General features: G+C 45.6%; 11 protein-coding genes. 4 read left to right on the top strand and 7 right to left on the bottom strand.

Annotation, left to right across the window (positions count from 1 at the left end; all coding sequences use genetic code 11):
• Genes NC996_RS18175 through NC996_RS18155 form a run of 5 tightly spaced genes read right to left on the bottom strand, consistent with a single transcriptional unit; the run spans position 1 to position 6,842 of the window.
• Positions 1 to 3,024 carry an SMC family ATPase gene (locus NC996_RS18175; protein WP_190686454.1) on the bottom strand — a complete coding sequence of 1,008 codons (3,024 nt, stop codon included), beginning with the start codon at positions 3,022 to 3,024 and terminating at the stop codon, positions 1 to 3.
• Complete coding sequence (locus tag NC996_RS18170) at positions 3,011 to 4,180, bottom strand: exonuclease SbcCD subunit D (RefSeq protein ID WP_190686451.1); 1,170 nt, start codon at positions 4,178 to 4,180, stop codon at positions 3,011 to 3,013. Before NC996_RS18170 ends, NC996_RS18175 begins: the two co-directional genes overlap by 14 nt.
• A 12-nt stretch (positions 4,181 to 4,192) precedes the next feature.
• Positions 4,193 to 5,926, bottom strand: coding sequence for an ATP-binding protein (locus NC996_RS18165; RefSeq protein WP_190686450.1), 1,734 nt, complete (start codon positions 5,924 to 5,926; stop codon positions 4,193 to 4,195).
• Positions 5,923 to 6,666 carry a hypothetical protein gene (locus tag NC996_RS18160; RefSeq protein ID WP_199303133.1) on the bottom strand — a complete coding sequence of 248 codons (744 nt, stop codon included), beginning with the start codon at positions 6,664 to 6,666 and terminating at the stop codon, positions 5,923 to 5,925. Before NC996_RS18160 ends, NC996_RS18165 begins: the two co-directional genes overlap by 4 nt.
• A gap of 2 nt (positions 6,667 to 6,668) precedes the next feature.
• Entirely contained in the window at positions 6,669 to 6,842 is a 174-nt protein-coding gene (locus NC996_RS18155) for a hypothetical protein (RefSeq protein ID WP_339380348.1), read from the bottom strand.
• A gap of 651 nt (positions 6,843 to 7,493) precedes the next feature.
• Here NC996_RS18155 and NC996_RS18150 point away from each other — a divergent pair.
• The 4 genes from NC996_RS18150 to NC996_RS18135 all read left to right on the top strand — a co-directional run bounded on the left by NC996_RS18150 (position 7,494) and on the right by NC996_RS18135 (position 15,515).
• Positions 7,494 to 10,229, top strand: a complete 2,736-nt coding sequence (locus NC996_RS18150) for a DEAD/DEAH box helicase family protein (protein WP_190686448.1) — start codon at positions 7,494 to 7,496, stop codon at positions 10,227 to 10,229.
• Between the two features lie 91 nt (positions 10,230 to 10,320).
• Positions 10,321 to 12,093 carry a class I SAM-dependent DNA methyltransferase gene (locus NC996_RS18145; RefSeq protein WP_190686444.1) on the top strand — a complete coding sequence of 591 codons (1,773 nt, stop codon included), beginning with the start codon at positions 10,321 to 10,323 and terminating at the stop codon, positions 12,091 to 12,093.
• Positions 12,094 to 12,097: 4 nt separating this feature from the next.
• Complete coding sequence (locus NC996_RS18140; protein ID WP_190686441.1) at positions 12,098 to 13,483, top strand: restriction endonuclease subunit S; 1,386 nt, start codon at positions 12,098 to 12,100, stop codon at positions 13,481 to 13,483.
• A 139-nt stretch (positions 13,484 to 13,622) separates the two neighbouring features.
• Entirely contained in the window at positions 13,623 to 15,515 is a 1,893-nt protein-coding gene (locus tag NC996_RS18135; RefSeq protein WP_190686438.1) for an RNA-binding domain-containing protein, read from the top strand.
• Between the two features lie 177 nt (positions 15,516 to 15,692).
• Here NC996_RS18135 and NC996_RS18130 read toward each other — a convergent pair whose 3' ends face one another.
• Positions 15,693 to 17,267 carry an ATP-binding protein gene (locus NC996_RS18130; protein ID WP_190686435.1) on the bottom strand — a complete coding sequence of 525 codons (1,575 nt, stop codon included), beginning with the start codon at positions 17,265 to 17,267 and terminating at the stop codon, positions 15,693 to 15,695.
• Positions 17,264 to 21,445 (bottom strand): N-6 DNA methylase, encoded by a 4,182-nt coding sequence (locus tag NC996_RS18125; RefSeq protein ID WP_190686432.1) that lies wholly within the window; start codon positions 21,443 to 21,445, stop codon positions 17,264 to 17,266. Before NC996_RS18125 ends, NC996_RS18130 begins: the two co-directional genes overlap by 4 nt.
• Between the last annotated feature and the right edge of the window lie 97 nt (positions 21,446 to 21,542).

Below are 21,542 nucleotides of genomic sequence, written 5' to 3'. Positions count from 1 at the left end.
TTAAAATGCCTCAACTACCAGCCGCGAACCCTCTGGAGATTTGTGAACCTTTACCTGCGTCGGCAATTGCTCTGCCAAGGCTCGAATGTGGGTAATCACCCCAATCAGTCGATCTTGCTGTCCCAGCGATCGCAAAATCTGCGTTACGCTTTCCAATGTTTGTGCATCTAGAGTTCCGAATCCTTCATCTAAAAACAGACTGCCCAATTCGACACCCATTGATAGTTTTTCCGAGAGTGCCAGCGCCATAGATAGGGACGTAGCAAAGGTTTCGCCACCGGAGAGAGTTCGCACACGCCGAATTTCGCCTCCGTTCCAATTATCCTCAACCCAGTATTCCCCGTCTTGAATCCTCAAGGCATAGCGAGAATCCGTTAACTCCTTGAGCCGTTCCGTGGCACAAGCAACTAACTCGGCTTGTAGATTCTCTAAGATGTAATCTTGAAATTCATCAGACTTGAGATTGCGCGATAGGGTGTGATAAATCTGTTCCTGTTCGGCAAGCTTGGATTGCTGTTCTAAGAGTTGTTTGGCTTGCTGCTGCCTGTCTAGAGCTACCTTCATCTGTGCTGATAGCTCTGCCCGTTGTGAAGATGCCTGTTGAACTTTTGCATCGGCAGAATGCTTGGCTTGACGACGTTGCTCTAACACTTCCTCATTAGTCATCCTGTCACTGATTGAGCGATTTACCTCTTGAACAAGGGTAGATACCTCAAGGTTTCGGCGTTCGTAATCCGCGATCGCATTCTTCCACTTTTCCTGTTTCGCAGGAGTGACTTGAGCTTCTAGGAAGCTTTCCTCAGAAAAGTTTACTGATTGCAATGCTTTTTCCCACTGAGCCTCAAGTTGTTCTCTTTTAGCACGGGTAAACTCAGCTACTTCTCTAGCTTGTTTATCGCCCTCTTCTGCTTGAGCCACACACTTGTCCGCAACTTGATAAGATTCTTCTACGGCTTTTTGTTTACTTTCCAAGACTTGCTTATCTTGCTCTAGTGCTTGGCGCAGTGTTTCGTAGGGTTTACCCTCAGATAGCTGATGTAGCTTGGCTTGTACTTCCTGAAGGTTACGCTGACGAAGCTCAACTTCTTGACTGGTAACTCGTACTTCCTCCAATAGGGCAGCATGACTTTTCTGGGCAAATTCTAAAGTCTGTTCCAACTTTTCCAGTTCATTCACTGCCTTGGCTTGTGTAGCTAATAACTCCTGATGTTGAGTATTACTATCAATCAGTGTCTGATGTTCCTGCTTTAGGGCGGAAATTTGCCAGTTTTTGGTATCTAAGACAGCACTAATATTAGCGTGGCATTGAGTTAGTTCAGCCTCATGGCTTTCCCAATCCTGACGATCCTCTGAGTCTTGCTGCTGGAGTGTTTCTAACTTCGTTTGTGCCTTTGTCAATTCGGTAGAGGCTTGATGATATGCTTGCTCGGCTGCTGTTGCTGATTCTTGCAACGGGGTGATATCGACTCCAGCAGATTCTGACAGTGGGGGTAGCTGATGAGATTCAGGGTAAACACCACCGCAAACGGAGCACATATCTCCCGGTTGAAGTGAAGCACGCAAGGCGGCAGAATGGTTGTGTCGAGTTGCGACCGCATTGGCTTTCTCGGCTTCTTGGAGTACAGCTTTAGCCGCTTGGAATGTAGCCTCAGCTTGTTGGTGCTGCGAAGTCGCCTTTTGAAAATCGCTTTCAGCTTTTTGCCTATCTTTGGCAACTTTTTCCTGTTTCTTACGGGCAGCTTGGGTGGTTTTGTTGATAGTTTCCCATTGAGCTAATGAGGGGACAACTTGGTTAAGTATCTCTAGCCGAGAGCCTCCCGCAGATGACTGTGCCAGTTTTTCGTTAGCAGCAGCAAGCTGGTCGAGAGCAGCTTGTTCTTTGTCCTGGGCTGATTGTAATTCTTGCTCTACTTCTGAACGCTGTTGCTCTTTTGAGGTAAACGTATTTAATGCCTGTATCACCTCCTGTTCGTACTGTTGGCGCTGTTCCCCGTAGGCTTTAGCCGTTGTTAAGTTACGTTCACGAACCTCTAGCTGTTCTTTTACTTCTGCTTGCTGAGTTTTAAAAAGCTCGAATTTTTGATGCTGATCTTCTAACTCGGCTTGAGCTTGAGCCAGTTTTTCAGTAGCGGCTTTAACAGCATTTTCTGCATTAACAGCTTGATTCTGAGCCTCTTGTACGAGTACCCAATCTGCTTGAAGATTATTTGCAGATTGAGCTTTCTTTAACTTTTGCTGAAAAGATTCGATTGTGGAAGCTTGAGCCTCTAGCTTAGCTAAATCGTTTTGTAATTCAGCTCGACGTTTGATTTGAACAAATAGCCTTTCTTCATCATCAAGTAATTTGTGGGCAGTGGCGGCTGATTCAGCCAGTCGAGGGATTTCGTCTTCTAAAGCTTTCAGTTGCTCTTGCTTTTCCCTCATTTCAGCTTCTGTTGGAGCTTGGATTTCAGCCAACAATCGATCTCTTACTTCGCGCTCATCTTTAAAGCTTTTGGCTTGCTCACTCGCTTCTTTCCGCATCCGCTCGAAGATTTCAAATCCAGCTAGCTGCCGCAGAAGCTCTCGACGCTTTGGGGCGTTTCCTTTGAGAAACTCGTCAAACTGTCCTTGAGGAAGGACAATAACGCGAGTGAAAGTGTCGAAGTCCATCCTTAATATGTCTTCTACTTTCACTGTGCGATCGCAGGGTTGCCACTTCCCATTTTGAAGTTTTTCCAGCAGACACTTCGTTACTGGAGTACTAGGACGATACCGCCACGTTCTGACTACTTTATACTCTGTCTGTTGTACAGAAAACTGGAATTCGACTTTTAACTCAGAGGCTCCTTGGCTCACCAGTTCGTCGATATTCGATTTTCGAGCAACTTTTCCGTAAAGCGCATAGGTAATAGCATCGAGTAAAGACGACTTTCCGGCTCCAGTTAGCCCTGTAATTGAAAATAAATCAAGGGTGGAAAAGTCGAGACTCTGATGGGTGCGAAAACTGGTAAATCCTTCTAACGTCAGTTTAATGGGTCGCATCGCTCAATTCCTGATATAATTTTTCAAATGCTTTAAAGACAGAAGAGTCGGGAGTTGTTCCTAGGCGATCGCGCCAGTAGTTGCGGAACTCTTCAACCGCATCAAACTGATTAGCTCCTGGGAACTGTTGCCGCTTTTGAGATTTAACCTCTGGGTATTTAGGTTCAATAATTAGGGCTTGAGGGCAGACTTTTCGCACCCTGTCTGCTAAACCAATTTTTGGGCTATTAAGGTCAACAATTACTTTTAAAAAACCTGGATGTTTTTGATTCGCTTCCAAAGCTTCATCTAGGTTGTTTTCATCGCATTGGATAACCTTCAATGGTTTCTGGCAAGGAATTGATTTAAACTCAACTTTAGCCGGTCTGCCAGGTTCAACGGTCACTAAATTGAATCCCTTTTCCTCCCCAGCTTCTCCAAAGTCTACTTGAATCAACGAACCTGAATAATAGGTAGGAGCCGCATTGGAAACCTGTTGAGGTTTGTGGATGTGACCTAATGCAATATACTGAGCTTCTGATGGTAGAGTTTGCCCAGAGAGACTGTAGGTATCTCGCGTGTAGTAGTCCACTTCTGAGTAAGCTCTTAGAGCGCCATCAATGGTGAGGTGTGCCATTACTACATTGACGCTATCCTCTCGAAAGTTGCTGGCTAAGTTTTTAAATAAGTAAGCAACTCGATCTTTGTAGTGCTGGCGTTGTTCTAAATCATCTTTTTCCCACAAATCCTCAGCCTTCAATAAGCGTCGTTCTGAGGCAAAAGGCATTGCTGCTACAGACAATTTGCCGCTAGGCGTATCTAACTGAATGACTCCGCCTTGATTGGCTTTTCGAGGTCTGCCTAAAGCCTGAACTCCCACGTGAGATAGAAGTCTGGATACACCATCAATCCGAAAAGCAGAGTCGTGATTTCCCGCAATCACAACCGCTGGAATTTTTGCTTCTCGTAGTTGGCAGAAGAAGTTATAAGCAACTTTTTCTGCGTCAGCCGTAGGACTGGGTACGTCGAAGATATCACCAGCTACTAAGACAGCATCGACTTCTAGCGTTTTGGCTGACTCAAGTAATTCATTCAATGCTGCGTCAATTTCTGGGGTACGATCAATACCTTTAAGTCGTCTTCCTAAATGCCAGTCAGAGGTATGAATTAGACGCATAATTTTTTCCTATTAAAAACGGTCGATATCGTCTTCCATTTCGGCAATTTCTGCTTCACTGCGCTTTGCCTCAATCTGACGAGTAGCATACGCAGGGAAGGGAAAATTAATCAGTAGCGGTGCTGGGACTTCGGGTTGATGGACGAACATACTGCCGGATTTGAGGAGAAGCGATCGCTTTCGGCAAGCTCCGGTGAGAAAGTTGTATTCTGGGCGTTCTGCTTCAGCAGAATCGAGTCTGCCAACAACCCGAATTGCCGCTTGCCCGACTACACGCCGTTCGACTTCTGAGGCGGTTTGTTGTGCGCCAATCAGGATAATGCCTAGAGAACGCCCCCGTTCGGCAATTTCCACCAGTAAATTCTTAATAGGGCTACGACCTTCGCGAGGGGCGTATTTGTTCAACTCATCAAGGACAATGAAGACAACTGGGTTTTGTCCCCGTTTTTCTTTCTCGGAAAACAGCTTTTGCAACAGCACACCCACCACAAACTTTTGAGCTTTTCCTCCCAGTTTGTTAATATCCACGACTGTAAGCCGGTGTGCGTCTGAGAGGGGGTCAAGCTGGTATTTGGCCATTCGTTCTGGAGGTAAGTCTCCCCGAATCAAGTGACCCATTTCGTTGTTAATTCCCCACAGGCGACGAATCAATGCTTCGGTAGTAGCAGCAGCGTTGCGCCCCAACCAGCTATTGTCGGGATTCTCTACGAGTTTGTCTTCTAGAAACTCGATTAAGTCTCTGAAGGTTTCGACTTCTTGCTTATCTAGAGCGCCAAAAGGCTCGACTTCTAACCGTACTCCCAATTTGCGGTTCGCTTTTTTGTCCGTGCGGTCGTTATCTTCAGCTAACCGTGCTAGTTTTTCCTCAACACCAGAAACCAAAAAGCCCAAGTTGCCGCGTTCTAAGTCCTCCCCAGCAAACAGAAAACTGAATAAGCGATCGCGGCACAGTTCCCGGATACTCCACAGGTATACTGAGACATTATCGGGACGCTGGTCTAAATGGGGATCGACATCGTGAGTGCCTTTCCTAGGAGCTGCACAGAAGCGGACATCTTTAAACGCCTCGACTGGAACGCCCAAGGTTTGATAGTTAGCGTAATCTTCGGCTCGGAGTTTGCTATTGGACTTATCGAGAAAAAATAAATCCTCACCTTTAACATTAAAAATCAGAGCTTTCGTATTTGCTCGTTGAGCACCAAGAGCAGCAGAGTTAAAAATGGAGTGGAGAAGAAATAAGGCATAAGAGGTTTTGGTTGCTACCCCTGATACCCCAGAAATGTTGATGTGAGCGCCCTTCTCGCCATTGATAAATTCATAGTTCAAATAAGCTGGATAACTGTTACGCATCATGCCTGCTGGAATGCGTTTTTCCATGCCATCAAAGTGCAAGGCACGCTTCAAATCTTCATCCACAGCCAGATTTACGGGGTCTCCAGGCTGAGGTGGTAAATATTCCTCCGGTTCAATCCGCGTGACTTGGACATGAGCAGCGTAGGATATGTTTGCAGGTAAACTGCCACTTTTGACCAGAAAAGTGTCGGTGTCGAATTGCGTTCCTTCATACATCGTGCGAACATAATCCACCACACCATAAAAGCGAACAATTCCTTCACCATCGGGTCGATGCGTCCGCACTTCTACCACATCATCCAATCGCAAAACATGACCGGGTGAAACGGCGACCCAAAACTCCAAAGGGGTGGCTTCCAAGGTGCCCAGAACAAAACCAATACTCGTCGTCATGACATCACTCCTAAAGAAGCAAAGAAAGACCGTAGACGCCTTTCAATCACTGCTTTGTCACCCATTCGCCGTCCAAGTTCCCTCTCTAGCGCTCCAACAGGTGTGAGGTTTTGCGGGGCGCGGGGGTCACGCGAAGGATGAGAGGCGTAGTGCGGAATTAGGTAGGTACTTTGGTCAGCGATTTCTTTTGCCCTGTCTAAGGGAACGGCTTCGCTGTATAACTCCAGGCGTACAATTCCCTGTAGCTCGTGATAACCTAAGCGCTTTGGGCACACATCCGAGGTGCCAGAGCGCAGATACCAACTCCAGCGTCGTCTTAAGTTACTTTTGCCTCGAATAGCGAAAATTGGGGTTCTTTCTCCTGGTTCTAACTTCCATAGGAGAGCGGCATAGTCTCCAGATAGATAGTTTTTATGCATGGTTTTGACGTAACCCAGCGTTATATCAGGTTTGCCATACCAGCGCAATTGTCCATCCCGAATGACCAACGTTTCCGGTTCCTTTGTCAACAGTTCAGCCGCCAGTCGATCTTCTGCTTTCAGCATGATGTTTTGAATCAGAGACTTCCGAACTTGAGGAGTATTGTCACAGCTCGGTTCGATGGGTTCGTAGACTAATTCAGCCGTGCTACCCAGAGGGCAGGGGATACGGGTAAGCGGGGCTTGTTGGTTGCCGCCAAAACCGAGAATTCTCCGAACCGTCAAGTGTGAGTAGGTTGCTTTGCCAGCCGTTCGATTCACGTCTACAGCACCAACGGCAATGGTGCCAAAAGCTCCGTAATAAACGGTGTCTCTCTCTCCACCAACAAGAGCAGCATCGATGCGGCGGCGACCATCAATAAAGATGAGTCGATTAGGGAGTGAAGGTTGTTGGGGCTTAAATGGTGTCCAATTTTTTGTTTCAACTGTAGGGTCAACCTCACTTTCAGAAATAGAAAGCTCTTCGCTCAGCCCAATTGGCGGTTCGTAGTCAGTCCCCCAAGGTTCAAGGCGAAAATTATTATCTCGCCAGAAATTATTTATAAAAGTAATTTTCTCCTCCTTTGAGCCTTAGAAGGGTAGATAAAAAAGACATAATATTTATTATCTTTAATGAATCAAAATAAGGTTTGTTTATCGGTCGTACATCCGTGGAAATACTGGTTAACGAAAGTGCGTTACCGATTTACTTAAGTAGACCAAACTTTTTGAACATCAGATTCAAGGAATTTTAATAATTAAACGCAATATTTTTGATGTTCATTCGTGATGAATCTGTTGAGGTGCGAGTTTGGCGATCGCATTTGCTCGACTCAGAGAACGCCTGAAGGTTAGTACAAATGTGTATTAACCTAACCTTACATTTCCTCTAAAATCGCTTATAAGCTCTCTTTCCTTTGTCATACACATCCCTAGTCAAAATGAAGTGTAGTTCGCTCATTCCTCAGAGACTTTAATTTAGAATCAATATCTACATCTATGAAAAAAGTCAATAGAAAAACCAGAATAATTGGAGGTGATACCGCCCCTCTATTAGTGGGAACACTAAGAGTAGCGCAGTTGAGCTAACCAGTTTTTGGAGATTTTGAATGTCTCGCAATGAAGCAAATACTCGAAAAGATTTAATCGATCCAGCGCTAGTGAAAGCGGGATGGAATCTAGAGAAGGAGAAAAACCAAGTCGGAATTGAAGTTCCGGTAGATGGGTACAATGCAGAGCCTTGGAATGGTGTCACGGATTATTGTCTCTATCGTCCTAATGGTGATGTAATCGCCGTTGTTGAGGCAAAACGACAGAGTTTCGAGCCTCAGATTGCTCAAACGCAGGTTGAGTATTACGTCAAGGAAATTGAGAAGCATCAGAGTTTTCGTCCATTTGCGTTTATGACCAATGGACAGGAGATTTATTTTTGGGATGTGGGGAATGCGGCTAAGCGACCAGTGGCTGGCTTTTTCTCGCTAGACGATTTGGAGAATTTGCTTTACATTCGCCAGAACAAAATTTCGTTGATGGACGTGCCGCTCAATCCTCAGATTGCGGAACGGGTGTATCAACAGGAGGCGATTCGGCGAGTTTGTGAAGTATTTGATGAAGGAAAGCGGCGTGCTTTGTTGGTGATGGCGACGGGAACGGGGAAAACTCGCACCGCCATGTCAATCGTTGACCTGTTTTTGAGAGCGAACCAAACCCGAAAGGTGTTGTTTGTCGCAGATCGGAATAATTTGGTCGATCAAGCGTTGATGGATGGTTTTGAGGCTCATATCCCTAATGAACCTTGCGATCGCATCACAACTAATAACATTGATAAGACGAAACGGCTGTATGTAGTAACAGATAAAACGCTGAGGAAGTGCTTTAAACAGTTCACTCCTGCCTTTTTTGACCTGATTATTTTTGATGAGGTGCATCGGTCAATCTTTAACCTCTTCCAAGAGGTGATGGACTACTTTGACGGACGGATGATTGGATTGACGGCTACCCCAGCGGGATTTGTCAATCGCAACACCTTCAACACCTTTCAGTGCTTTGACGGTATCCCGACTTTTGATTACCCCTACAGTCAAGCGGTTGAAGAAAAGTACCTGGTTGACTTTAGACTGTATCAGGCTCAGACGAACTTACAACGTGAGGGAATTCAAGGGGCAAGAATGAGCCAAGCCGATCGTAACGCCCTAATCGAGCAGGGGATTGACCCAGATGAGGTTGATTATTCTGGCTCAGAGTTAGAGAAAAAGGTTAGCAACGCAGACACCCTACGCAAGCAATGGGAAGAAATTATGCAGGTCTGCTATAAGGATGAGTCGGGGCAGTTACCGGGAAAAACAATCGTATTTGCTCTGAGTCAGGCTCACGCTGTCCGCCTGTGTGACGTGTTTGAAAAACTATATCCTCAGTATTCTGACTTGGTGCGAGTCGTTACGCATAAGACGGAGTACAAAGGTAAGTTGACCAACCAGTTCAAAACTCAGAATATGCCTCGGATTGCCATCTCCGTGGACATGCTGGACACCGGAGTAGATGTGCCAGAGGTAATGAATCTGGTGTTTATGAAGCCAGTGTACTCCTACATTAAGCTGTGGCAGATGATTGGACGGGGAACCCGCAGCCAGAAGACTTGCAAGCATTTAGAGTGGTTGCCCGATCGCAGCAAGAAGGACTTTTTGATTATCGATTTCTGGGACAATAAGTTTAACGTCCAGCCTCAAGAAGATATAGCGCAGTCCCTGCCAATACTTCAGCGAATCTTTAACACGAGAGTACAACTGCTGAAATCGTATCTGGGCGAGCAGGAGTCAGAGGACTGTCAGCGGGTGATTACTGACCTGCGATCGCAGATTGCTCAGATTCCAATTGACTCGTTTACAGTCAAAAAGCAGTTGAATGAGGTTGAACAGGCTTTGTCGGATTCCTTCTGGAGTTACATCACCAAAGACAAACTCAAGTTTCTCAGCGTGAAAGTTGCCCCGTTGTTGAGGTTTATCCCAGAAGTCGATATGGCAGCAGCGACCTTCACGGGTAAAGTGGAACGGTTGAAGCTTGAGATTCTGAGCGATGGGGCAAAACCGGAGACACTGGAATCAATTGCTAATGATGTTAGCCGTTTGCCTGATTTTGTACATCAAGACCCTCAACGGCAAGCAGCAGTAGAGTTGTGCCTATCGAAAAAGCTACAGACGGCGACAGCACAGGAGTTGAGTCAGGTGATTGCTTCCTTAGCTGACCAGATGAAGTATCGACGGGAGCGCCTTAATACACTTTTGACGCTAGATTTGCCCGATTTTATTCAAACTAAAGGCTTTATTACTCTGAGTGAGGGAACTGAGCCTATATATGTGGAGGAGTATCGGGAGCAAGTGGAGAGCAAGGTGATAGAACTGGTAGAACATCATCCGGCTATTGCAGCGATTCGCCGAGGAGAGCAGGCGACAGATCGGCAACTGATAGACTTAGAGCGCACTTTGCGCCAAGAATTGGGGAGTGGCGATACGCAGCTATCTGAGTCCAATATCAGCAAGGCTTACGAATTAAAAGTAGGAAGTTTATTGGCGTTCGTGCGCTATCTCCTGGAATTAGATGCGATTCCTGACTATGAGGAGGTCGTTAAGCGCCAGTTTGAGGAGTACATTGCCCAGCAACCATTCAACGCGGCTCAGATTCGTTTCTTGAGGGTAGTTCAGAATGTATTCTTACAAAAGCGCAGTTTTGAAAAGGCAGATCTATATGAGGGGTCACTGAAGCGGTTTGGTAAAGATGCGGTCGATCAGTTGTTTGCTGAGAAAGAGGTGGATGAATTGCTGGCGTTTATCGACCAGTTGGCAGCATGATGGGCTGGTTCAGCAATCCTTCTAGATAGCAAGCTTTGAGTTATCGCCAAAGCTGTTCCTTCATTTCAGTTTCAGATAAAAAGGTTTGAAAATGCTCACTGACCCCGACTTAAAATCAAAAGTTGACCAAATCTGGGACAAGCTCTGGACTGGGGGCTTGTCCAATCCAATGGATGCGATCGAGCAGTTTTCCTTTTTGCTGTTCCTGAAGCGGTTGGACGAGAGTGAAGACGACCGACAACGACAGGCAAGACTGCGAAACCAAGATTATAAGCCCCTTGTGCCACCAGAAATCCGCTGGCGGGAATGGACTAACAAGGAGGCGAAAGATGCCCTGGAGTATGTAAGAACTAAGGTTTTTCCCTGGTTGAAGGAAATGGGGAATGAGGGCAGTTCTTTTAAGCAGTACATGCAGGGTGCTGAGTTCAAAATCAATAATCCACGCTTGTTGATTGAAGTCTGCAACGCGATCGCAGCACTGAAAATCTCCGAACAGAATCAGGATGTTCAGGGCGATTTGTACGAGTACTTGCTGTCAAAGCTGAGTATTGCGGGGCGTAACGGGCAGTTTCGCACGCCGCGCCACATTATCCGGATGATGGTGGAGATGAGGGAACCTAAGCCAAGGGACAGAATTGCGGATTTGGCAGCGGGAACCTGCGGCTTTCTGGTGAATGCCTATGAGTACATTTTAGAAACCCACACCAGCCCGGATATTTTGTACGACGACAAGGGGCAAAAGCAGTTAATCGGCGATTTGCTTTCTCCTGAGCAAGGTGAGTTTCTCCAAAAGGAAGCGTTTACTGCCTATGACAACGATTCCGGCATGACCATGTTACGCATCGGCTCGATGAACCTGATGCTACACGGAATCGAGCATCCCCGGTTCTTTTACATGGATACCCTCTCGAAAGAATTTACCGATAAGAAAAGCTATGATTTGGTGCTGATGAATCCGCCCTTTAAGGGAAAAATCGCGGAGAAAGTTGTTGAGGGGAAACCCGAAGACAAATCTGCTAATGGGAAAAGAGCCAAGCAGTCTGCTAAGGGTAAATTAGACCTGGGTCTAGAGTTGCCAACTAACTGCACGAAGTCAGAACTGCTATTTTTGCACCTGATTTTGCGAACGCTGGATATGGGCGGACGCTGTGCGGTGATTGTACCGGATGGGGTGCTATTTGGTTCGAGCAAGCAACACCAGGAGATTCGTCATAAGATTGTTGAAGAAAATCGCCTGGATGGAGTGGTGTCAATGCCATCTGGGGTGTTTCAGCCTTATGCGGGAGTATCGACGGCAGTGTTGTTCTTTACTCGTGGCGATACGACGAATAAGATTTGGTTCTATGACATGGAACACGATGGGTTTTCCCTGGATCAAAAGCGGCAACCTGTAGCGGAGAATGATATCCCGGATATTCTCACCTGTTGGAAGAATCGGTTTAATCCTGATTTCACGACGCAAAGAGCGGAACGCTTGAGTGAGTTAAAATCTGAAATTGCGCCGATGAAGGCTGAACGGTTGAAGCTACTCAAGGAAATCAATCGCCTGACGTTTGAGAATGCGATCGCACCCGCCGATGATGAACCAACCCGCCTCGCATTGGAAAGCGATCGGCAACGACTGGCACAACTGCACGAGCAAATGGCACCCCTGCAAGCGGAAATCAATCAATTGAATCGCCAGTTTTGGGTGACAAAGGCGCAGGTGAAGGGGAATAAATACGACCTTTCAGCGAGTCGTTACCGCCAGATTGAGCAGGATGAGCCTTATTATGAGTCACCGCAGGTGACGATGGAGCGATTGCTGAAGCTAGAGTATGTCATGGCTGAAGAAGTCAGAAAGTTAGATAAGTTATTTAATTAACAATATGGGGATTCAGGGCATTCAAGAGAAGCTACCAGAGGGATGGCATTGGGTGCGCTGTCAGGATGTTATTGATGTGAGAGATGGAACTCACGACACTCCTAAATACGTTCGGCAGGGTATTCCATTAATCACATCTAAAAACCTGACTAGAGGTTTTATTGATTTTAGTGATGTATTTTTTATCTCAGAAGCAGACCATGAGCATATTAAAAAGCGGTCAAAGGTAGATAAAGGTGACATCATCATGCCGATGATTGGAACAATCGGCAATCCGGTAATTGTCGATACAGATAAGGAATTTTCAATTAAAAATGTAGCTCTTTTTAAATTTAAAAATAGTTCCGTTTTCTCTCCATTTTTCTATTACCTCCTTCAGTCTCCTCTAATTGTTAATCAACTGGCTGCTGACGCACAAGGAGTAACACAACAATTTGTATCTCTAGGAAATCTTCGTGATTTACAAATTCCTCTGCCACTGTTAGCAGAACAAAAGCTGATTGCTGCGATCGCACAAAAAGCCGACAGACTCCGACGCACCCGACGCTACGCTCTACAACTCAGCGACACCTACCTGCAATCTGTCTTTTTAGAGATGTTCGGCGAGCCAGTAACGAACTCGAAAGGATGGGATATTGAGCCTTTAGAAAACAAGATTTCCTTCCTGACAAGCGGTTCTCGCGGTTGGGCGCAGTATTACTCGACTAAAGGTGATAGATTTCTGAGAATTCAGAATGTAGGTTCAAATGAGCTTTTATTAGATGATTTAGCCTATGTTCAAGCACCAGAAACTGCTGAAGGCCGTAGAACTTTAGTTAAAAGCGGTGATATATTGCTATCAATTACCGCTGATTTAGGACGGACTGCCGTAATTCCCCCAAACTTTCCTAAAGCGTATATCAATCAGCACTTGGCTTTGCTCAGGTTGAAAGGTATAAATCCAATATTTTTGTCAGCCTATCTCAGTTCACCAGGAGGAAAAGCACAAATTGATGCTCTTGACCGAGAAGGAGTCAAGTCTGGTCTGAACTTTGATGATATTCGCAGTTTAAAAATTATTGTTCCTCCCTTCCCTCTGCAAGAAAAATTTGCCCAAATCGTCCAGAAATTTGAACGCCTCCGCACCCAACAACGGGAAGGCGATCGCCAAGCCGAGCATTTATTTCAAACCCTGCTGCATCGTGCCTTTCGGGGTGAACTGACTCCTCAAGACTCCAATGATGAGCCTGCATCCGTCTTATTAGAACAGATTCAGGCAGAACAGGTAAAAGCCGAAGCGGAAGCCAATGCCGCTACTCAGGCGATGGGTAACGTTGCTGAGTATCTTGGCACGAAAGCCAAACAGCAAGACACAGAACCCATCCAGCTAAAGCTACCAGGAATGGAATAGGGCAATGAGGTGGTAACGCTCTGACCTCAAAAATAGCTTCCCCTTTTGAGAAGGAATCAGCACTCAACCAGAGGCTAAAACTAGAATGATAGAAGGCAATCTTTGCTGCCTGGAGTGTCTACCCCTATTTTTCAATTGAATGGACGTAGAAACCTTACTACAACGTCTGGACATCGGAGAAGACCAAGACCTTGAGTTTAAGTCTGCCGATGGAGGATTGCCAAAAGATTTGTGGGAAACGGTATCCGCCTTTGCTAATACAGATGGTGGCTATATTGTACTCGGCGTAAGCGAGAGTAAGGGCAGACTTGTAATTTCTGGGGTCCGCAACCCCGATGGCGCACAGAAAAACTTTTGGGATATTCTTAATAACCAACAAAAGCTCAATGTCCCAATCTGTTCTAACTCTGATGTGCAAGTTCCAAAGGTTGATGGACACAGCTTAATCACTATTTGGGTACCCAGAGCTGCACGTACCCAGCGACCTGTGTATATCAACAATAACCCCATGACTGGCACTTATAAGCGTAATTATGAGGGGGATTACCGCTGCACTCAAGATGAAGTGCGGCAAATGCTGAGGGATGCCAATGATGATCCTCAAGACTTTCAAATTTTAGAAGGTTTTGACCTCACTGACCTCGATTCAGAGACACTCAAATCATTTCGCCAGCGCTTTAGTTCTAGGGAACCCGATCACCCTTGGCTGGCACTAGACGATCAGAATCTGCTTTGTCAGCTAGGTGGTTGGCGACGGGATCGCGCTACAGGTAAAGAAGGACTTACACTAGCTGGTTTGCTCATGTTTGGTTGTGAGCGCAGTATTCAAGATGCTCTGCCTCACTACCAACTTGATTATCAGGAGCGGCTTTCTGACGATCCAGAGACACGATGGACTTATCGCCTGACGCTTGATGGAAGATGGGAGCCTAATCTTTTTAACTTCTACTATCGGGTATATGGTCGTCTAGTTAATGATTTAGATGTCCCATTTCAACTTGACAAAGATGCTGTGCGCCGAGGTGAAACCCATGTGCATGAGGCACTGCGCGAAGCTTTAGTCAATACCCTAATCCATGCCGACCATCAATCTACACGTCCTATCGTAGTTATTAAAATCTCAGACCGTTTTTTATTCTCTAATCCTGGTCGTTTGAGAATCCCTCTTCAGCGTCTTTATGAAGGTGGTGTTAGCGATGCTCGTAACCCCAACCTGCAAAAGATGTTTCAAATGTTGGGTTTAGGAGAGAAGGCAGGCTCTGGCTTTCAGAAAATCCTCCGTGCTTGGAGGGAACAGCAATGGCTGATTCCCTTGGTTTCAGAAAAACTAGACCTAGAGGTGACATCAGTTGCTTTACCAATGGCCAGTTTCATTCCCGAAGATGTTGAAAGGGAATTAAAGGAGATTGTGGGGGATAACTACTGTAATTTGACAGAGCTAGACCGAATCGTCCTAGTGCTAGCCCACTGCTCTGGCGAGATTAATAACATGGGTGTTCAGCGTTACAGACATGAACACCCTAGAGAAATCGGTGAATGCCTTAAGCGTCTGGTGAACAAGGGTTGGCTTGAACAATTTGGTCGTGGTCGCGGCACCCACTATACTCTCCCAAGCCAAGGTCAATCAGATTTACTCTCACTGTTCCCCAGCTCCGAACATTACGAGCCAAGCTCCGAACATTACGAGCCAAGCTCCGAACATTACGAGCCAAGCTCCGAACATTACAAACGTTTGCAAGAGATTGCAGCTCCTATCCGTGAGAAAGGTCGCGTAAACAAGAGCTTAGTAGAGAAAGTCATTCTACAACTCTGCTCCGAACATTACCTATCACTCCGAACATTAGCTGACCTGCTAGACCGCGAGCCAGACAGCATCCGCAACCACTATGTAAATCCCTTGTTATCACAAGATTTGCTGGAACTTAAATATCCCGCTCACCCGAATCACCCTCATCAGGCATATAGAACCAAATCAGTTCCAGATAAGAAACTTGAGCGAGTCTCTGACACTTCGCCAATGTCCCAAACCTAATAAATTTGGTGCATTTAGCGCGATCACTTCTGCTGCCGTCTCCGCTTCAAATCCTTAGTCAGTCAAGGTGATCGCATCTGGTCAGCATAAGGAACTCGCTAACGGTTCGTTCAAAATTTTACAGTCATTAGTTCCGAAGGAAGCAACTCATGCTTTGTAACCTGCTCATTCGCGAGATTATGGCAACTCACGCCCCAAATTCTCACAGAGTTCAATGGCAGACAAGCAAAAAGCAACAGCCGTCTCTAGCGATACTCTCTGCCCTCCCGTATGCTGACCGAAGTCCCCCACTGATTGGATGTGACTCATAAGAATAGCCGTTTGCTTTGAAACAAAGCGAGCAACAGCTTGAGTATTGCCTCGGCGCGTATTTGTCATAACGCGAAGAATCTCACACTGGATGCCGCGACTAACTGGAAGATTGTTTGTCTGTGCTGTCCACTCGTTATCTTGCTGCCACTGGTTTATCCAGTCTTGCGGAATTTGGCGGTTTGAAACTTCAGCATTCCAAATTAAGTCGAGTGCTTTACTTGCGATGCTGCGAAAGGAAATGACGCTATCAGTTGGTTCTGGATGCAAGTCTGCGATAGCCCGTCCAATTAGACGTTGCAAATCTTTATCTGGATTTGGAATTTGTGCCAATCTCAACTCAAGTAAATTACGGACATTTCTGCCATACTCGTTGAGCTTGCCAAATAAGCGTCGTAAGTCAGTGACCTGGCTTCCTTGCTTTTTGGCATACTTCTGCATTAAACGGCAGGAACCTTTAATCTGATGGCTGGATGTGTAAGCGTAACCACACTCTTGCAATATCTCACATCGAGGATTGGGGATTTGGGATAAAGATAGTTCTTTTTCTATTAGCTCAATTAAGTCGCTTTGAACTTCTACTGAGCAGCCATCCCACAGTTCATCTAAAATAATTTGATATTCTTCAAATACCTTGTTGGCTACCCCATCAACTTGTTCTTTAGAAATGGTGGCTCCTGATTCAGACAGGTCAAAAAGGTAATTGCAGATAGCAGCACCCAGAATAGGTACTCCTCCACTCCAATTGATGAGTTCCTTGTGACCACTACTATCAAATACAATTCCTTTTTCTCTAAGAGGTGTTAACATCTCAGACCAGTCATCCTCAACAAAGGGAGTAACCCTTAGAGGAGTGGGGTTGAATATATTCCAAAAATCAGAAGTTTGAGACTCCTCTGTTTTACAAAGTTCGCGAAGGGGGCGGCGGCTACCTGTCACAAGGGTCAGACTCTTCTTTTCTGCTAGGGAGCGTAGGTAATCCCAAAGGTTGCGAGTAATGCCCGTCATGCTCAGCACTCTGTCGAATCCGTCAAGGACTGCTAGCACTTTTTGGTCTTCGTCCTCCAAAAGCTCCAATACTTCCGGCAGAATATCCCATAAGTCACCAAGCTTTGGATCGAGTTCATCAGCTATATCTGGTCTGACGGGTAGGAGTGCTGACCTGATTTCTTCCGAAAAACGACGTAGAAATTCATTGTCTGTGCTTGGGGTTAGATGACCTAGATCCCAGTAAAATGCTGTAGTGTAGGGTTCCTGTCCTCCCTGGTAAGTAAAGGCAAGATGCTTAAGAAAAACTGTTTTACCAACAAACTTTCGTCCGACAACCTGTACATGGTCGGGGGTTGGCTTAGTGATTTGACGGGTCAGTTGCTCAAATAGCTTTTTTCTACCGCGAAAAATAACTGGTTTTGTACCTAAGACTTGATACGGGTTGATCATCATAGGAAATTTTCTTGCCCTTCTTCCACCGCTTTGCGGCGAAGGTCTTCATGGTCGATATTCTGCCTTATCCAGTCTGCCATTAGTGGAATCGCCAGCTTGTAAACAGGTAAGGCTCCTGTGGTGTCGAGTTCCAAAAGTTCGAGTTCTCGCAGAAACTCAATATCTTCACCCAGATGCTTCCTAGACGGAATCAGAATCTCTGCTTCTTCTAACTTAATCTCCAGTAGAGCCATATTCACAGGGTCAGATCCTGGTTCGAGTTTGTGGCATAGTGACAAAAGAAATCGCCTCCGTTCTGTGCCTGCGTAGTCCCATAATGTGCGGAAATGTTCATTGTCACGCACCATTTCATCAGCGGCTGCTTGTACAGCACTGAGGGTAATCATCCGTTCATTACTTTGGGCTGCACGTTCAAAAATGCGGTTACATAAAGACTGAATTAAGAAAGGCTGGTAGGCACATAGCTCAACAACGCGGTCTCTTGCTTGGGAGACGTAGACAAGGCGACCTTCCACTGGCTGAGTGACAAGTTCACGGGCTTCATCTCGTTCAAGTGGGTCAAGCCCTATCCGATAGCCCAAACCAAATAGTACAGACCAATATTCCTCACGCAAACGCTTCAAACGACGAGAGCCAGTGATAATGCCCGACAAATTAGAATAGCTCTGGAACAAATAGCGGATGTTTTCAGGAACCTGAGAGCTTGTGACTCCGGAATCGATCCCTTCTTGGAGCTTGTCAAATTCATCAAGCATGAAAAGAATACGCCGTGGACTCGCAGCTTCGAGAACCGATTGCAGGAAGAGTCCAAAGTCTTCAAAGGGATAGTCTTCGCAGAAGTATTGGCGGAGTGATCGCACAAATTGCGTTTTGAGAGGACGTTTTGGATCGTAGGAAGGAGCATTGGGAAGCTGCACGATTAGACCCGCATCAATCGCCGCCGTACCTAGTTTTTTTGCCATGAGGCGAAACACTTCCTTTGTCGGAATTCCTACTTTATCCTCGTCGCCTCTAGCTTCTTGAAAGGAACACTCTACAATAATCCATCCTGGAAGCTTTCCTTCTCGCTGAAGATATCTCAATATTGATGTTTTTCCTGTACGCCTGTTGCCTTCCAAGAGAATGACATTGGCATTGTTTGATGTAGATAGTTGCCGATGAATTGTGTCGATTACCTTCCTACGCCCGTAGAACATCGCCTCCCGGTCAACAGGCTTTCCCACAATGTATGGACTAGCCCCTAAGTCTTTTTCAAGCGATTCGAGCGGAAAAAAGGATAATGTCCCCTCTGTTTTTCCGGCTCCAGTAAATGTTGTTAAGAAGATAAGGGGTTTATCCGATATCTGCTCCAAAGGTCTGATTTCAATAGTGAGGGGAATTTCGCGCTCAATGCTTTCACCATTCAAAAGTGTACCTGACCACCGTACTTCAAGGTTTAGCATTCCCTCAGCTTCTTGTACCGGAACTGTCAAAGGTATATCTATCCTTTGTCCTTCATCAAAATATGGTATTTGAGCCTTACCAAATTCTGGGCGAGTCGAGATGCAAACTTGCCTAATGGGGATTACTCCTATATTGTGAAGAGTCAGAATCACTTCCGTACCGTAACCTAAAAAGTGAAGAGTCTGAATTCTTTCGGTTCCTGAAGCAGTTGCAATGACAGGTGGACTTAATTTAGCTTCCACACGGACATCTGTAACTTGTTCTTGTATTTCTCTATCAACTAAATCGAGCAATCCAAGTGTTAGCTGTTTAGCACGCTTATTTAATGGCACCTCTGAAACGGGTAAGCTCATAAGCGCCCTAGTGAGAAAAACTTTCACATTAGTCAGCACTGTAAGTCGTGCAGTTCCCGGAGGAATCTCCTCGAATCCATTCAAAATACCGAGACCTGGTGCTAACTCTAATATCCAATTAGCAAGGATGGGGCTAGTTTGTCTTAGAGAATGAGCAACCTGATTTCGGAGACGTAAAATTGCCTCATATAAATCACCGACGCGCAGAAGCAGGGAAAAATTACCTTCTCTTTTTGCATAACGTGATACATTCAGAACGCTTTGGATAGTTGAATCGGTTTCAAGCCATTCAGCAATCAGATCGAAATTTTCGTGAGATAGGTAAGCAAGAAGTTGTTTTGTCGGATTACTTGCACCGTTTACAGTCTGTTGAGCCAAGCTTTTCTGTATCCGCAGTGGTGGAACAGGAATTGGCAGTTTACGAAGCTCTTCGACAGATAATCTAGTGAAAGAGCTCCCAACAGTCCCAACAGAAGATGCATGGTCTTTAAGCCAAGTCTGATACCTAGGCAAGTGGAGTAGCACTGACAAGTATGCAGCCAGATACGCAGCAGAGAGTTCTGTCTCTAGTCCTCGAAAACGAATAACTACCAAACTGTCTGCCGCGACGGTACCTACAAGCTTTTGGGAAACAACTCCAACTTTGATATCACTGTTTAAACTTTGAACCCTTGGCAGTAGTAGGTCATCAGGTTGAAGCCTACTTCTTTCCAAAATTATTGGGTTTAACTTATCATCAATACTAATAACTGATGTAGGAAAACGAATCTTACCCTGCTCGACATCAGCACCTCGAACAACTCTGATTGCATTTTTAGCACTCGATTCTTGAGCATTCAAAGTAGCAGATAAGCGAGTGGAGTGAATACCAATAAAAATTTCTGCAATCTCTTCCAAACGCTTAATATGAACATTTGGAGCAGTTGAACGAACTGTTTGAAGAAATGTTTGCAAGCTATCTTCTCCAGTTTGCTTTGCATCAAGCCTCCATGTACGTTCAGCTAACTTTTTGATTGGTGTTTTCCATAGAATATCATTGAATTTTCCTTGACGGAATTCCTGTGCAATATCACGCGGAAGTAGTCCTTCACGGTTTAACTTAATATCGTCGCTCAATAAGTCTCTCACGTCTGCATTAAGAGAAAACCAGATAGACTTAATGGTAGATTGTCTAGAAAGGTCAGGAACTTGGTAAAACCGAACCGAATCAGATGGTTGCTGACGCGAAAAAACTAGAATACTTGTCTTAATTCCTGCATAGGGAGCAAATGCATTTGGAGGGAGTGAAATCACGCCCTCAACTCTATATTCTTCAAGTAGAATCCGACGAACTCTCTGTTCTGAACCACTGCGAAACAAAACGCCTTCTGGTAAGGCAACTACAGCACGCCCTCCTGGTCGAAGTGCTGCCATTATATGTTGTAGAAAAAGTGTTCCAGAGTCACGACCTCCGCTAGGAAAACGCCTAGCCACTTCTGAGTTAACCTTAGCTCCAAATGGTGGAACAGCTAAAATGCAGTCAAATCCTTCAAATGCTAGATCAGATGTTTGCTGGCTTGTAGACTGTTTTGCACGCTGTGGGCGCTGTCGTGCTAAGGGACTACTACTTGAATTTGTTGCTAAATCCAACCCTGTTTGGAATGGATTACTACCATGACCAATCTGCCCGATTGGACGCTCAAGTGTATCTCCTAACTCTAGTTCTGGATTGTCCACACCACTGAGCATCACCCGAACCATAGCAATCACATAGAGGTAAGGGTCGATCTCAACACCAAAGATGCTAGACCAGCTTGGCAGAAATAACCCATTAGTATTTAGTCTCCCCCTGCTTCCCCTGCTTTGGGAACTGGTGGGAAACTTTCGCCGTGAAGGTATATGGTTTTGGAACTTTAACGAATTCTCAGATGACTGCATTTTCACTGCTTCGCGCAAGCCTGGTACACAAGCAACCAAAAGACCACCTGTTCCAAAACATGGATCGTAGATACGCTCTCCAGGCTGAGGTTTAGCTAGTTCCACCATGAGTTCGACAACAGCAGGTGGCGTGAAAAATTGCCCAGAGTATTTCTGTTTCTTTATCAAGTTTTGTAGAAGTCGCGTGAAAAGCTCCCCAAGAACTTCTCTATCTTGCAGCGTCTCTAAAGGGACTTGACCTATCTGATCGACCAGAATATCGAGGGTTTTAGCAGTAAAATGCTCGATCTCAATGTGGTTGCCAATGGTACGCAAACACATACCCCATCCAGCTTGGGGAAGAGATCTCAATCGAGAGCCGAGTTCTCCCACTAAAAATTCGCGTAGTTGTTCTCCTCTAAGCTGGGTCCAGTTTTTCCAACTAAATTTACCTGGCAATAAGTACCCGTAGCCTTGACCGCTCAAGGATTCCTGCTCAGATTCGTTGAAGGATATCCAGCGCAGAAGAATAAGGGCTGCTAAGGGGGCAAGGAAAGTACGAAGCAGGTCATTTGATCCTGAG

It is taken from the genome of Trichocoleus sp. ST-U2 (genome assembly GCF_039961875.1).
Classification (GTDB): Bacteria; Cyanobacteriota; Cyanobacteriia; order Cyanobacteriales; family FACHB-T130; genus FACHB-T130.
Note: the sequence above shows the minus strand (reverse complement) of the source record. Positions and strands in the feature narration are given on the sequence as shown.